The organism is Streptosporangium sp. NPDC020072 (assembly GCF_040631445.1).
Taxonomy (GTDB): domain Bacteria; phylum Actinomycetota; class Actinomycetes; order Streptosporangiales; family Streptosporangiaceae; genus Streptosporangium.
The window spans coordinates 129864-142688 of sequence record NZ_JBEYAB010000007.1; the positions used below are offsets into that span (position 1 = coordinate 129864).

General features: G+C 71.4%; 12 protein-coding genes. 6 read left to right on the top strand and 6 right to left on the bottom strand.

Annotated elements, in window-relative coordinates; all coding sequences use genetic code 11:
* Nucleotides 1-9: 9 nt before the first annotated feature.
* Nucleotides 10-1551: a GAF domain-containing SpoIIE family protein phosphatase gene (locus ABZ470_RS18150; protein WP_362912343.1), complete on the top strand. Its 1542-nt coding sequence runs from the start codon at nt 10-12 to the stop codon at nt 1549-1551.
* On the opposite strand, the gene ABZ470_RS18155 is transcribed toward ABZ470_RS18150, so the two are convergent.
* Together ABZ470_RS18155 and ABZ470_RS18160 are read right to left on the bottom strand one after the other, a co-directional pair.
* Nucleotides 1552-3318 carry a prolyl oligopeptidase family serine peptidase gene (locus ABZ470_RS18155; protein WP_362912345.1) on the bottom strand — a complete coding sequence of 589 codons (1767 nt, stop codon included), beginning with the start codon at nt 3316-3318 and terminating at the stop codon, nt 1552-1554.
* 175 nt (nt 3319-3493) lie between these two features.
* Complete coding sequence (locus ABZ470_RS18160; protein ID WP_362912347.1) at nt 3494-4324, bottom strand: putative RNA methyltransferase; 831 nt, start codon at nt 4322-4324, stop codon at nt 3494-3496.
* A 121-nt stretch (nt 4325-4445) separates the two neighbouring features.
* On the opposite strand from ABZ470_RS18160, the gene ABZ470_RS18165 reads away from it, so the two are divergent.
* Both ABZ470_RS18165 and ABZ470_RS18170 read left to right on the top strand, forming a co-directional pair.
* Nucleotides 4446-4874: a hypothetical protein gene (locus tag ABZ470_RS18165; RefSeq protein WP_352011091.1), complete on the top strand. Its 429-nt coding sequence runs from the start codon at nt 4446-4448 to the stop codon at nt 4872-4874.
* A 197-nt stretch (nt 4875-5071) separates the two neighbouring features.
* Complete coding sequence (locus ABZ470_RS18170) at nt 5072-5806, top strand: MBL fold metallo-hydrolase (protein ID WP_362912349.1); 735 nt, start codon at nt 5072-5074, stop codon at nt 5804-5806.
* On the opposite strand, the gene ABZ470_RS18175 is transcribed toward ABZ470_RS18170, so the two are convergent.
* Together ABZ470_RS18175 and ABZ470_RS18180 are read right to left on the bottom strand one after the other, a co-directional pair.
* Nucleotides 5787-7031, bottom strand: coding sequence for an MFS transporter (locus tag ABZ470_RS18175; protein ID WP_352011089.1), 1245 nt, complete (start codon nt 7029-7031; stop codon nt 5787-5789). The two genes, ABZ470_RS18170 and ABZ470_RS18175, sit on opposite strands and share 20 nt — an antisense overlap.
* A 240-nt stretch (nt 7032-7271) precedes the next feature.
* Nucleotides 7272-7856 (bottom strand): XRE family transcriptional regulator, encoded by a 585-nt coding sequence (locus ABZ470_RS18180; RefSeq protein WP_362912352.1) that lies wholly within the window; start codon nt 7854-7856, stop codon nt 7272-7274.
* 112 nt (nt 7857-7968) lie between these two features.
* On the opposite strand from ABZ470_RS18180, the gene ABZ470_RS18185 reads away from it, so the two are divergent.
* On the top strand, nt 7969-9165 hold the full coding sequence (locus tag ABZ470_RS18185) for a benzoate/H(+) symporter BenE family transporter (RefSeq protein ID WP_362912354.1): 1197 nt from the start codon (nt 7969-7971) through the stop codon (nt 9163-9165).
* 71 nt (nt 9166-9236) lie between these two features.
* On the opposite strand, the gene ABZ470_RS18190 is transcribed toward ABZ470_RS18185, so the two are convergent.
* On the bottom strand, nt 9237-9668 hold the full coding sequence (locus tag ABZ470_RS18190) for a hypothetical protein (RefSeq protein ID WP_352011086.1): 432 nt from the start codon (nt 9666-9668) through the stop codon (nt 9237-9239).
* 237 nt (nt 9669-9905) lie between these two features.
* Between ABZ470_RS18190 and ABZ470_RS18195 the strand changes: the two genes are divergently transcribed.
* Both ABZ470_RS18195 and ABZ470_RS18200 read left to right on the top strand, forming a co-directional pair.
* The gene (locus tag ABZ470_RS18195; RefSeq protein ID WP_362912356.1) at nt 9906-10961 is read left to right on the top strand and encodes an FAD-dependent oxidoreductase; all 1056 of its coding nucleotides are present in this window, start codon (nt 9906-9908) and stop codon (nt 10959-10961) included.
* A 20-nt stretch (nt 10962-10981) separates the two neighbouring features.
* Nucleotides 10982-11950: a magnesium transporter CorA family protein gene (locus tag ABZ470_RS18200; protein ID WP_362912358.1), complete on the top strand. Its 969-nt coding sequence runs from the start codon at nt 10982-10984 to the stop codon at nt 11948-11950.
* 2 nt (nt 11951-11952) lie between these two features.
* On the opposite strand, the gene ABZ470_RS18205 is transcribed toward ABZ470_RS18200, so the two are convergent.
* Nucleotides 11953-12696 carry an antibiotic biosynthesis monooxygenase gene (locus tag ABZ470_RS18205; protein WP_352011083.1) on the bottom strand — a complete coding sequence of 248 codons (744 nt, stop codon included), beginning with the start codon at nt 12694-12696 and terminating at the stop codon, nt 11953-11955.
* Nucleotides 12697-12825: the final 129 nt, after the last annotated feature.

Below are 12825 nucleotides of genomic sequence, written 5' to 3' on the forward strand. Positions count from 1 at the left end.
CACGGAACAGTGACGAACGCTCCCCGCGCCGTCCTGGCCGCGACATTCGCCCCAGGAGACACGGCCGTCCCGGCAGCCAGGCGGTTCACCATGGAGGTGATGACCGCCTGGGCGGCCGCGTCCCTGCTCACGCCCGCCGAGCGGCTGGTCGCGGAGTTCGCCCGCCAGGCCGGGGACGCGCCGTTCGAGGTCGTCTGGAGTCACCTCGGCGACGGTCTGCGGATCGAGGTGCGGCGGCAGGACACCTCGGAGACGGCGTTCGAACGCCCGACCGTGCCGGTGGAGGAGTGGGGCGTCACCTTCACCGACGACCAGCGTACCCACTGGGCGGTACTGGGCCTGTCCGGCGAGGCCGAGGGGCAGGCCGCCGAGTGGAAGGCGGAGGAGCCGAGCCGCGGGCCGCTCTGGATGGGCTTCCTCGCCAACGCCAGCGACCTGCTCGCCGGGACCCTCAACCCCGACATGGTGCCCGCGATCATCTCGCAGATCGTGGTGCCCCGCCTGGCCACCTGGTGCGCCGTCTACACCTGGAGCGACAACGGCGGCCCGCAGCGCCCCGCCTACCTGTGGCACACCGACGAACGCGGCATCGACGGGCTGCGCGAGGAACTCGCCACCGTCCAGATACCGCAGGCGGGCGGCGGCGCCATGCAGCTCGGCGACTGGCAGATGCTCGTCGTCCCGCTGCTGGCCAGGGGCAGGGCACTCGGCGCGATGTGCCTCGGGCGCCCCGACCACTTCGCCGAGGACGTCTTCCAGTACGCCGAGGACATCGGCCGCCGCGCCGCCCTCGCCATGGACAACGCCAGGCTCTACGCCACCCAGGCCGCGGCCAACCGGGCGCTCCAGCGCAGCCTGCTGCCTCCCGACGAACCCGGCGAGATCCCGGGCCTCGACCCGGCCGTCGTCTACGAGCCCGCCGGTGAGACCAACGAGGTCGGCGGCGACTTCTACGACCTGTTCGCGGCCGGGGACGACTGCTGGCGCTTCGCGGTCGGCGACGTCTGCGGCACCGGCCCCGAGGCCGCCGCCGTCACCGGCCTCGCCCGCCACACCCTGCGCCTGCTCGCCAGAGAGGGGTACGGCGTCGCCGCCGTCCTCGACCGCCTCAACCAGGCCATCCTCGAAGAGGGCGACCGCGCCCGCTTCCTGACCCTGCTGCACGGGGAGATCAAGCCGGTGCCGACCGGGCTGGACGTCTCCATGGTCTCCGCGGGCCACCCCGAGGCGCTACGGCTGCGGCCGAGCGGCGTCGTGGACACGGTGGTGACCTCCCAGTCGCTGCTCGGCGTCTTCCCCGAGGCGACGTTCAAGGCCCAGCTCGTCCACCTCGACCCCGGCGACGTCCTGCTCGCGGTGACCGACGGGGTGACCGAACGCCGCCAGGGCGGCAGGCTGCTCGACGACGACGGGGGACTGGCCAAGCTGTTCGCCGAGTGCGTGGGACTGTCCGCGCGGGCGGTCGCCGAACGGATCCGCCGCGCCGTACAGGACTTCGCCACGGAACCCAGCGCGGACGACCTGGCGATCGTGGTTCTAAGAGCTAGGTGATCAGGGGCCTGGGGTTATGTGTTTGCGGGCGAAGTCGAGTTGGGCGGACATCTGGGTGATGCGTTCGGCGACGACCAGGGAGCCGTGGCCGGCGTCGTAGCGGTAGACCTCGTGGGGGTGGTCGCGTTCGGCCAGGCGGGAGACGTAGGTCTCGATCTGTCCTATGGGGCAGCGGGGGTCGTTCTCTCCGGCCAGGATCAGCACCGGGGCCTCGACCTGGTCGACGTAGGTGATGGGGGAGCACCTCGCGTAGCGTTCCGGCTGTTCCTCTGGGGAGCCGCCGAGCAGGGCGCGGTGGTAGGCCCGCAGCGCCTCGGTCTCCTCGCGGTAGGTGGCCAGGTGGTCGGCGATGGGTACGGTGGCGATGCCCGCCGCCCACATCCCCGGCTGGGTGCCCAGGCCGAGCAGCGTGAGGTAACCGCCCCAGGAGGCTCCCGCCAGCACGAGGCGGGTGGGGTCGGCGATACCCCGTTCGATCATGGTGGTCCGCACCGCGGCCACGTCGGCCAGCTCGATGTGGCCGACCTCGCCGACCAGGGCGTCCCGCCAAGCGGAGCCGTACCCGGTCGAGCCTCGGTAGTTGATCCGCACGACGGCGAAGCCGTGGTCGACCCAGGCGGCCACCTGCGGCACGAAGGAGTCGTCGTCCTGCGAGGTCGGGCCGCCGTGCAGCAGGAAGACCGTGGGGAAGGGGCCGGAGCCGCGTTCCGGGCGTGAGACCAGGGCGTGGATGCGCCCGCCGGGCCCCTCGACGTCCAGGTCCTCGACCGGTACGGACAGCGGCGCGGTCGGGCCGCCGTGGCTCACCACGATGTGGCCGTTGGTCGACCTGATCACCGGTGGGTGGGCGCCGCTCGACCAGGAGTACTCGACGGAGTCGTCGGGCCGGGGCGTGGCACCGTCGATCACCCCGTGCGGGGTGTCGATCGGGGACATCCTGCCGCCGGGAAGGTCGTAGTGGTGCAGGTACGTACGGCCCCGGTTGGCCCGCACGAGCAGCAGGGAGCGGCCGTCGTCGTACCAGTCGGCGGTGATCTCGCCGGAGTCGCGCAGCCAGATCTCCCGCTGGTCGCCGGTCTCCGGGTCCCAGACCAGGGGTTCCCTGCGGCCTCTGCGCTCATGCAGGGCCAGCAGCCTGCGGTCGCCGAGCACGGGCGCGAAGCGCAGGCCCAGCACGCCCTTGCCCTCGCCGTCGCGCAGGTCGCCGACCACCGTGCCGTTGCGTCTGAGCACTCGCAGCGCGGGGTGGCGCGAGTCGCCGTGCTCGCTGTGGCTGATCGCGATGAGGGAGCCGTCCAGGGAGATCGCGGCGACGGAGGCGGCCTCGGTGTGCTCGTAGATCACCCGGGCGGGTTCGCCGGGCCGTACCAGGCTGACGGTGAAGCCCTCGCCGGGCCTGGCCATGCCGATGGCCGCCTCACCCGTCGCGGCCAGGGCGATTCCCGAGGGGAAGCCGGGCTCCAGGTCGATGGGCTCGTCGGGGCCGCCGTAGAAGGGCTGGCGCATCCAGCCGCCCCACTCGTCACCGTCGGTGTCGGAGAACCACCAGATCCACTTCCCGGTGGGGTCGATCGTGCCGTGCGAGGTGCCCTTGGGACGCGTGGTCACCTGGCGGGTCGCGCCTGTCGTGCGGTCCCAGGCGTAGATCTCCCAGGTGCCCGAGGCGTTGCTCCGGTAGACGTTCCTGGCGGGGGCCCGCCGCGCCCACACGGGCAAGGTCACGCGGGGCGCTCGGAACCTGGATTGCCAGCGTTCCTCCGCCTTCATATATCGCTTCCCCTCGTCAAGGCGTGGCTTCAAGCGTCCAGGCGCGGGCTCGCCGGATTGCCGTCCAGTATGTCGCCTCCACCACTGGTTTGCTTCATTAATGTGTGGGAATTTCGGACTAAATGTCACTCCAGTAACACGAATCTCGGAGGCGTCTGTCAAGTTAACGGCTTGATCAGAGACGGCGGTGAAAGATAGACATATAGAAAGAAGCCGTCACTTCACTGGATTCCGGTAGGTCTGCGATCCTCGCTCGCATAGCGTGAGAATCGGTGTGCCAGGCGCTCGGTCCCATGCCCACGACGGCCTCGACCGCGTCACGTCCGAGGGTCATGCCGAACTCGTGCAGGCTCCGCCCGGCCTCGACGAACCGGTCGCCCAGGCTGTCGGCGACCCGCCGCTCCTTGTCCTGGTCGACCGAGAGCAGCCCGAGCCGTTCGACCAGCGGTTCCAGGTGCCTGGAGGTCGGGGTGACCACGACCAGCGTGCCGTCGGGCGCGAGGACCCTGGCGAACTCGGGACCGTTGCGCGGCGCGAACACGTTCAGCAACACCTCGGCCGAACCGCTCCTGAGAGGCAGTGGCCGCCACACGTCGGCCACGACGGCGCCGAGCCGGGGATGGGCCCGTGCGGCCCGCCTGAGCGCGTGCTTGGAGACGTCGAGCGCGACACCGACCGCCCCCGGAAGCCGGTCGAGCGCCCGGGCCAGGTAGTGCCCCGTGCCCGCCCCCGCGTCCACGACCACCCCGGCGTCCGTACGGCAGGCGCCCGCGACGACCTCGGCGAGGGGGGCGAAGTGCCCGGCCCCGAGGAAGGCGTCCCTGGCCGCGACCATGTCCGCGCTGTCGGCCGTCCCCGGCGCCCGCGAACCGGTCAGCAGGCTGACGTATCCCTGCCTGGCCACGTCGAAGGTGTGTCCCGTGTCACACCGTACGGCCCGCTCGTCGAGGGCCAGGTCGCCGCCGCAGACCGGGCAGACGAGAAGATGGACGACGTCGGCCAGCATCCGTCCATCATCCCGCCTCCCGGGGAGTGCCCCGCCCCGGCCCCTCGTCCTGTTCTGAAGGGGAATTCAACTCAGTGCCGTACAAGCCGGTTCCAAGTGGCGGGCCGTACAAATTCGAAGCATGAGAAGGACATTTTTCGCCGGTGCCGTCCTCGTGGCCCTCGCGGCGGGCCCGGTCACCGCGCTTCCCGCCGCGGCGGACTACCGGCTGGGGTCGGTCAGGACCTCGGCCGGCCACGGCGGCTACGCGAAGGCGACCGTCAGGATCACCTCTTTCAGCGCCGAGACGTTCAAGGTGTACGGCACGCTCTACGACCGCGACCCGCACCGTGACCACTGCGCCTACATCAGGGCCAGGTTCCACTACACGGGCGGCGGGACGGGGTGGGCGCAGCCGCGCGTGACATGCGCCCCCAGCGGCTCCTACCGGCTCGGCTCGGACGGCGAGATCACGAGGGTCGACATCAAGATCTGTCTCTACGACCGCAGGACGCGTTCACTCGGGTACTGCCGGGTCGACTCGATCAGGAACGAGGACCTGGCGTACTGAGCGGGGTCGGCGAGGCTTGACGCCCCTGGCGCCCTGGTCGGGAGATCTCGGACGGGTCGGCACGGGGAGAGGAAAGGGGCGGTGAGGGAGAATGGGCGGATCATCGCACGCGGCCCGGCCTGCGGTGCGTCACACCCACATTCGCCATAGCGCCGTCAAGCCGTGGACGAACAGGAGAGCCGATGCCACATCAGCCGATGACAGTCGCCGGAGTCGAGGTGTTCCCCCTCTGCGACGCCGTGGGCCCGATGGGCGGGACGGTCCGGCGCCCGCTGACGGAGCTGTTCCCCGGGGGCGGGCACCGGGAGACCGACGAGTGGGTGCTGCACTTCCACTGCTACCTGCTGCGTGACGCGGCCGGTCGTACGGTGCTGGTGGACACGGGGGTCGGGCCGGAGGACTCGCCCGCCGCGAGCTGGGCGCCGGTTCCCGGCGTGCTCGGCGCGGAGCTCGCGCGGGTCGGCGTCACCGCCGAGGAGATCGACGCGGTGGTCGTCACCCACCTGCACAGCGACCACGCGAGCGGCGTCGTGGTCGGCGGGTCGCCCGCCTTCCCCAACGCCAGGCACCTGCTCCAGCGGGCCGAGATCGAGACGGCGGAGGAGACGGCCCTCGACCGGTTCGTCAGGCCGCTGGGCGAGCGGGTCCAGGTCGTCGAGGGCGGGGCCGAGGTGTTCCCCGGCATCAGGGTCCTGCACACCCCGGGCCACACACCCGGCCACCAGGTCGTCCGGGTGGGGGACCTGGTGCTGACCGGTGACGTGGTGCTGCACCCGGTGCAGCTGGCCGATCCGTCGATCCCCTACCTGTACGACGACGATCCCGACCTCGCCGTGGTCACCCGTACGAAGCTGCTCGAACAGGTCGGGGCCGAGCGGGGCGTGATCGCCACCGCCCACTTCGCCGAGCCGTTCACCCGGCTTGGGGGGTGACCTCGGGCTCGGCCGTCCGTACGGCCGCCAGCAGCCTCCGGGTCCTGCGCCGGTAACGCAGGACCTGGAGGGCGCTCAGCGCCCAGATCGGATACTGGACGGCCAGGGCCCAGCGGAAGGACTCCAGGGTCGTCTGTCCCGTCAGGTCGAGGACGATCCCGACCAGGGCGATCAACGACATCGAGGCCACGAACCCGCCGCCGTTGACGATGCCGGTCGCCGCGCCGATCCTGGCGGCAGGGTTGAAGGTCCTGGCGTAGTCGAAGCCGATCATCGACCCCGGCCCGTTGGAGGCCAGCACGACCACGAGCACCACCAGCAGCCACAGCGGGGCCCGTCCCGGCCAGGCCAGTACGGCGGTCCACGCCGCGGCCGTGCTGCCGACCACGACGAACACCATCCGTGAGCGGTGGAAGGGGAAACGGCCCGCGAGGTAGCCCATCAGCGGTCCGCAGACCATGCCGCACAGCGTCAACGTGGACAGCAGCACACCCGCCGTCGCGGGGGACAGGCCCTGCCCCTGGACCAGGAACGGATACCCCCACAGCAGCAGGAACGCGGCGGCCGAGCACTGGGTCGCCGCGTGGGTCCACATGCCGAGGCGGGTCCCCGGCTCGGCCCAGGCGGCGCCCAGGCTCGGCCGTTCCGCCGTCCGCGCGGGCCGGGCGTCGCGGAGCACGACCAGCAGCAGCACCGCCGAGACCGCCCCGAGCCCGGCCGCGCCGACGAAGGTCGGGGTCCAGCCGTTGACGCGCAGGGAGTGGATCAGCGGCACCGTGGAGGCGATCGCGCCCACCTGTCCGATCAGGCCGGTGAGCTGCACCATCAGCGGGTTGCGGCGGGCGGAGAAGTGGACGTTGACCAGCCGGATCACGCTGATGAACGTCATCGCGTCGCCGCAGCCGATCAGCGCCCTGCCCGCGATGCCGCCGGTGAGCCCGTCGGCGAACGCGAAGACCAGCTCGCCGCAGCCCATCACGACCGCGCCGGTCACCAGCATGCGCTTCGAGCCGAACCGGTCGACCAGCACCCCGACGGGCACCTGCATGGCCGCGTAGACCAGCAGCTGCAGCATCGCCAGGACGGAGAGCCCGGCCGCGCCGACCCCGAGCCGCGCGGCGGCCTCGATGCTGGAGACGCCGAGGGACTGACGGTGGAAGACCGCGATCACGTAGGCAAGGACGCCCACGGCCCAGAAGAGCCCCGCCTTGGCTCGTGGAGTCATGGGATGAATATACGTTTATGCCCTTTTTGCCGCACCATTGGGGTCCCGGGGTGGGCTGTGGGCGGTACGTGTGCCCCGGGTCGTCTTTGGGTGGGTAGTGGGCGGGCTTCGGTGCCGCGCTCCGGACGGGCTGTGGGCGGTGCGTGCCCCGGGCCGGCTTTGGGCGGGCGGGATCGTGGTCGGGTTTCGGTGGTGTGTCCTGGGTGGGGCCGTGGGTGACGCTGATGTCGTGGATGGGCGTCAGCGTCGTGGGTAGCGGATGAGCAGGCTCGCGTGGACGTCCTGGTCGCCGACGGCCTCGTAGGAGTGCGGCACGTCCGACACCCAGCCGATGTGCTCGCCAGCCCCGGCCGTCAGCGTGCGGTCCGCGGCGACGACCCTGAGCGTCCCGGAGAAGACCGTGATGTGCTCGGTCACCCCCCGGTGATGGGCCGGGGAGGTCTGCGCGGCGCCCGCCGGGACCGTCATCCGGTAGAGCTCGTAGGTCACCTCCCTCTCCTCGAACACCTCAAGGAGTACGGCGGCGACGGCCGTACCCCTGATGGTGGTGCCCGGGGCGGCGGGGGCGGTGCCGAGGGCCACGGCCAGCGGCACGCCGAGTTCGGCGGTCACCGACCAGAGCGTCTCCAGGGTCGGATTGCGGGTGCCGTTCTCCAGGCCGGAGAGGGTGGCCTTCCCCACGCCCGCACGACGGGCCAGTTCGGAGAGCGACATGCCGCGTTCCTCGCGCAATTGGCGGATTCGCAGGCCGATGTCGTGAGTGTTGCTCTCCAGAGCTGGACGAGGGGTTTGTGAGTGGCACTCCATGGGGCTATGGTGCAGCATGCCCGCTGTTCCGTTTACGGAACGATCGTCCGCGCGTCGTTCGGAACGGGCCGGGTGAGATGCGCATGCCGCCGGGCGGGGTCGCGTGCCGCCGGGCGGAGAACGGAGAACGATGTCACGCCTTCTGCAACCGGCCCTCGCCGGGATCGTCACCGCGCTCGTCGGCTTCGCCAGCTCCTTCGCCGTGGTCCTGGCCGGGCTGCGGGCGGTCGGCGCGGACCAGGACCAGGCGGCGTCGGGACTGCTCGCCCTGTGCCTGGCCAACGGGGTGGTCGCGATCTGTCTCGGGCTGTGGCGGCGGATGCCGATCACCATCGCCTGGTCCACCCCCGGCGCCGCGCTGCTGGTCGCAACCGGCGCCGTCGAGGGCGGCTTCCCCGCGGCCGTCGGCGCCTTCGTCGTCTGCGGCCTGCTGATCGTCGCCGCGGGGCTCTTCCCCGCGCTCGGCCGACTGGTCGCGGCCATCCCGGCCCCCATGGCCAGCGCCATGCTCGCCGGGGTCCTGCTCGACCTGTGCGTGGCCCCGGTCAGGGCGCTTGGCGAGGTGCCGCTGATGGCCGCCCCCGTGGTGCTCACCTGGGCGCTGCTGAGCCGCTTCGCCGCCCGGTGGGCCGTCCCCTGCGCCCTGCTGGTCGCGGTCGTGGCCATCGCGCTGACCAGCTCCGGCCTCGGTGCCGTGGACATCCGTCCGGTCGTGGAGCTCACCGTCCCCACCTGGAGCCCCCAGGCCATGATCAGCGTCGCCCTGCCGCTGTTCCTGGTCACCATGGCCTCCCAGAACGTGCCGGGCATGGCGGTCCTCGCCCAGTACGGCTACCGCCCCCCGCTGCGCGGCATCCTGCTCGGCACCGGCCTGGCCAGTACGGTCGGCGCCCCCCTCGGCGGCCACGCGGTGAACCTGGCCGCCATCACCGCCGCCCTGGCCGCGAGCCCCGACGCCGACCCCGACCCGGGACGCCGCTGGATCGCCTCCGTCACGGCCGGTGTCTCGATGATCGTCCTTGGCGTCGGCTCCGGACTGGCCACCGCGCTGGTCCTGCTCTCCCCGCCGGTGCTCATCGAGGCCGTGGCGGGTCTGGCCCTCGTCGGCGCGCTCGTCTCCGCGCTCGCCGCGGCCCTGGCCGACCCGGACGGCAGGCAGGCCGCCGTGATCACCTTCGTGGTCACGGCCTCCGGGATGACCCTGTTCGGGATCGGCGCCGCCTTCTGGGGTCTGGTCGCCGGAGGCCTGATGACCCTCCTGTACGGCGGACGGAGGGCTCCGGTGGCTCCGGCGGAGCCGGAGAAGGCCGAGTCCGCCCTACGCTGACCCGCCTTCCCGTCCGGCGGCCGGGCGCGGAGCCGTACCGGGCGGGAAGGCGCGGTCCCACCTCGTGGTCCCTACTTCGACGGGCGGGTGTGGCGGCCCGCGACGAGCTGGTCGGCCGAGTGCTGACGAGGGACCTCGACACGGGGGTGCGGGGCCGTCGTCTCGGGGTCGGCCGTCTCGGGGGTCTCCGCGAGCTTGCGTTCGAGCTCCTGCTTCTCCCGCTCCAGGCGGTTCATGCGGTCACGCGCCTCAAGACGGGAGGCACGCAGCCTGCTTCGCCGTACGGCGGAGCGGCGGGTCCCGGCGATCAGCAGGGCCAGGCCGAGCAGGAAGACCGCGCCGGTCGCGGCTCCGGCGAAGAAGAACTCCAGCTGGGAGAGCTGGAGGGTGCGGTCGAAGACCGTGAACGTCGCGGTCGCCGTCGCGGTGGCGGCCTCGTCCCAGGAGACCGCGACCACAGTCGCGCCCGCGAGGACGATCAGGAGGACTCCAAGAACCAACATGTGACCTCATCTCGGGCTGCTTGTGCTGTGCTGGTCACCCAAACTGCCCCGGGACGGCCCGATTATGCGGGTCCGGCGGCAGGCGGGGGGATCGCCCGAGGTGGGCGGCCCGACACGGTCCGGTGCGCGTCGGGCCGTGTGTGGGGGCTTCTGCGGCTGACATGGTCAGGCGCGCGTTCGGCCGCGTGGGGGATTCGCGGGGGATTATCCGTGGACGGGCCGTGGTTGCCAGGGAGCATGACGCAGATCGACGTCGTGGTCATCGGAGCGGGGCAGGCCGGGCTGTCCAGCGCCTACTTCCTGAAGAGGGCCGGTCTCGACTTCGTCGTGCTCGACCGCTCACCGGCTCCCGGCGGCGCCTGGCAGTTCCGCTGGCCCTCGCTGACCCTCGGCGCCACGCACCGGGTGCACGACCTGCCCGGCCTGTCGCTGGGCGACCCCGACCCCGGCCGTCCCTCGGCGGAGGTCGTCTCCGAGTACTTCGCCCGCTACGAGCGGACCTTCGACCTGCCGGTGCTGCGCCCGGTCGAGGCGCGCTCCGTCGAGGAGGGGCCCGAGGGCAGGCTGCTGGTGCGGACCTCGGCCGACGACTGGTCGGCCCGTGCCCTGGTCAACGCCACCGGCACCTGGGAACGCCCCTTCTGGCCGCGTTACCCCGGGCAGGAGACCTTCGCCGGACGGCAACTGCACACCGCCGACTACGTGAGCGCCGAGGAGTTCGCGGGCAGGCACGTCGTGGTGGTCGGCGGGGGCGCCTCCGGGGTGCAGCTCCTCATGGAGATCGCCCGCGTCACCACGACCACCTGGGTCACCCGCCGTCCGCCGGTCTTCCGCGAGGGGCCGTTCGACGAGGAGGCGGGACGTGCCGCCGTCGCCAGGGTGGACGCCCGGGTCCGGGCGGGCCTGCCGCCGGGCAGTGTGGTCGGCGCGACCGGTTACCCGCTGACCCCCCAGGTGCGGGCCGCGATGGCGGCCGGGACGCTGGACCGGCTGCCGATGTTCGACAGGATCGTCCCCGAAGGGGTGGTCTGGGATGACACCGGTGATCTTGTCAGGGCCGACGTGATCCTGTGGGCCACCGGGTTCCGGCCCGTCGTCAACCACCTGGCCCCGCTGCGCCTGCGCGAGCCCGGCGGTGGCATCCGGGTCGAGGACACCGTCGCGGTCCTCGACCCCCGCGTCCACCTGGTCGGATACGGTCCCTCTGCGAGCACCATCGGGGCCAACCGCGCGGGCCGTACCGCCGTCAGGCACATCAGGAGGCTTCTCGAAGCCGTTTCCGAGGCCGCCTGACCGGGTTAGTGTGAAACGCCATGGACCGCACCCGCCTGTACCGCAACGGGGCTCTGAAGGCCGAGGGTTTCCCCATCGACGAGGTCTCCGAGCATGTCGGGGACCCCTCCGCCGTGGTGTGGTTCGACCTGTGCTCGCCGACGCCCGCCGACCTGGAGACGATCAGCGAGGAGCTCGGACTCCACCGCCTGGCCGTCGAGGACGCCCTGCAGAGCCACCAGCGCCCCAAGCTGGACAGCTACGACAGCCACCTGTTCATCACCGTCTACGGTGCCAAGCTGCACAGCGGGAGTCTCGACCTCGTCGAGATATCCGTCTTCGTCACCAAGAACGCCCTGGTGACGGTGCGGGAGAACCCCGGGTTCGACATCGACGAGGTGGTCAGGCGCTGGGACGCCAACCCCGAGATGGCCAGGTACGGCGTGCCGTACCTGCTGCACGGCCTGCTCGACTACGTCGTGGACGGCTACTTCGACGTGCTGCAGGCCATGGACGACCGGGTCGAGGCGCTTGAGGACGACCTGTTCGCCGACGTGCCGGGGGACCGGGTGCACATCCAGCGGCTGACGTTCGAGATGCGCAAGAAACTGGTGCGTTTCCGGCGGCTGGCCGTACCGGTGCGGGAGGTCGTCGGCAGTCTCCTGCGGCGCAGCGTGGAGATGGTCGACCCGGCGCTGACGCCGTACTACCAGGACGTCTACGACCACACCCTGCGTGCGGCGGAGTGGACGGACTCCCTGCGCGAGCTGGTCGGCAACGTCAGGGAGGCCCACATCAACCAGCAGGGCTTCCGGCTCAACGACATCATGAAGCGCATCACCAGCTGGGCCGCGATCATCGCGGTGCCCACGATGATCACCGGCTTCTACGGCCAGAACGTCCCCTACCCGGGCTTCGGCCACGCGGCGGGCTTCTGGATCTCCACCCTGGCCATCGTCCTCACCTCGGCCGCCCTCTACACCGCCTTCAAACGCAAGGGCTGGCTGTAGCGTCAGGGCTGGTAGGGCGGCATGACGCCCCAGCCCCAGCGCGGCACCGGCTCCTCGCCCGGCTGGGAGACGCCCGGCTGGGAGAAGTGGACGGCCAGCCGGGTGCCCCATTCGATGTAGCCCGCGAACGCCGCCCTGAACTCCGGGTCTGAGGGCAGGCCGACCTCGTCGGCCGCGTCCATGAGCAGGCTGACCCACCTACGGCGCTGCGGTTCTGTGATGCCCCTGCCGAGGTGGTGGGAGATCATGTGCGAGTGGCCGCCGCGTTCTCCGGTGTAGCGGGCGGGGCCGCCGAAGACCTCGCCGAGCCACATCGCCACGTACGCGGGGTGGCGGGGATCCATGTGCGCGAAGAGCGGTCCGATCAGGTCGTCGTCCATGACCCGCCCGTAGAACGTCTCGGTCAGCCGTTCGAGCGCCTGCGCGCCCCCGGCCCATTCGAACAACGTGGGCTCGGTCTTCTCGATCACCTTCTCGTAGTGCCGCATCTCCTCGATGTTCGACACATACGGCTTGATCTCCGCGAAGAACTCCTGGAAGTGCTCACTGCCGCGGAAGCCCTGGAGATGGTCGTGGGCCGACGTCCAGGTGATGCGCAGGACGTAGCACTCGGGCTCCTCGACGCAGCGGGACAGTTCGTAGTCGAGGCACTGCGGCGCCCGCCCGAGCGGCACGACGGCACGCCGGTAGGCGGCCTCGAACTCCTCCCCGTCGGGAACCCGGTAGCGGATGTACTCAACAACCATCACACAACTCCCTTGTAACTATGTAATCGACATTACATCACCGTTTCATGCCGTCTTCGTCGGCCTGACGGGGGCGTCCGGCCCCGGGGGTGGTGCGTCTTCAGGGCGCCCGGTTGCTCCCGCCTCTCG

Excerpts from the sequence above, each read along its gene's own strand:
- ABZ470_RS18195 (WP_362912356.1), top strand. The coding sequence starts at position 9,906 with ATGACGCAGATCGACGTCGTGGTCATCGGAGCGGGGCAGGCCGGGCTG.
- ABZ470_RS18165 (WP_352011091.1), top strand. The coding sequence starts at position 4,446 with ATGAGAAGGACATTTTTCGCCGGTGCCGTCCTCGTGGCCCTCGCGGCG.
- ABZ470_RS18155 (WP_362912345.1), bottom strand. The coding sequence starts at position 3,318 with ATGAAGGCGGAGGAACGCTGGCAATCCAGGTTCCGAGCGCCCCGCGTG.
- ABZ470_RS18160 (WP_362912347.1), bottom strand. The coding sequence starts at position 4,324 with ATGCTGGCCGACGTCGTCCATCTTCTCGTCTGCCCGGTCTGCGGCGGC.
- ABZ470_RS18175 (WP_352011089.1), bottom strand. The coding sequence starts at position 7,031 with ATGACTCCACGAGCCAAGGCGGGGCTCTTCTGGGCCGTGGGCGTCCTT.
- ABZ470_RS18200 (WP_362912358.1), top strand. The coding sequence starts at position 10,982 with ATGGACCGCACCCGCCTGTACCGCAACGGGGCTCTGAAGGCCGAGGGT.
- ABZ470_RS18205 (WP_352011083.1), bottom strand. The coding sequence starts at position 12,696 with ATGGTTGTTGAGTACATCCGCTACCGGGTTCCCGACGGGGAGGAGTTC.
- ABZ470_RS18170 (WP_362912349.1), top strand. The coding sequence starts at position 5,072 with ATGACAGTCGCCGGAGTCGAGGTGTTCCCCCTCTGCGACGCCGTGGGC.
- ABZ470_RS18180 (WP_362912352.1), bottom strand. The coding sequence starts at position 7,856 with ATGCTGCACCATAGCCCCATGGAGTGCCACTCACAAACCCCTCGTCCA.
- ABZ470_RS18190 (WP_352011086.1), bottom strand. The coding sequence starts at position 9,668 with ATGTTGGTTCTTGGAGTCCTCCTGATCGTCCTCGCGGGCGCGACTGTG.
- ABZ470_RS18185 (WP_362912354.1), top strand. The coding sequence starts at position 7,969 with ATGTCACGCCTTCTGCAACCGGCCCTCGCCGGGATCGTCACCGCGCTC.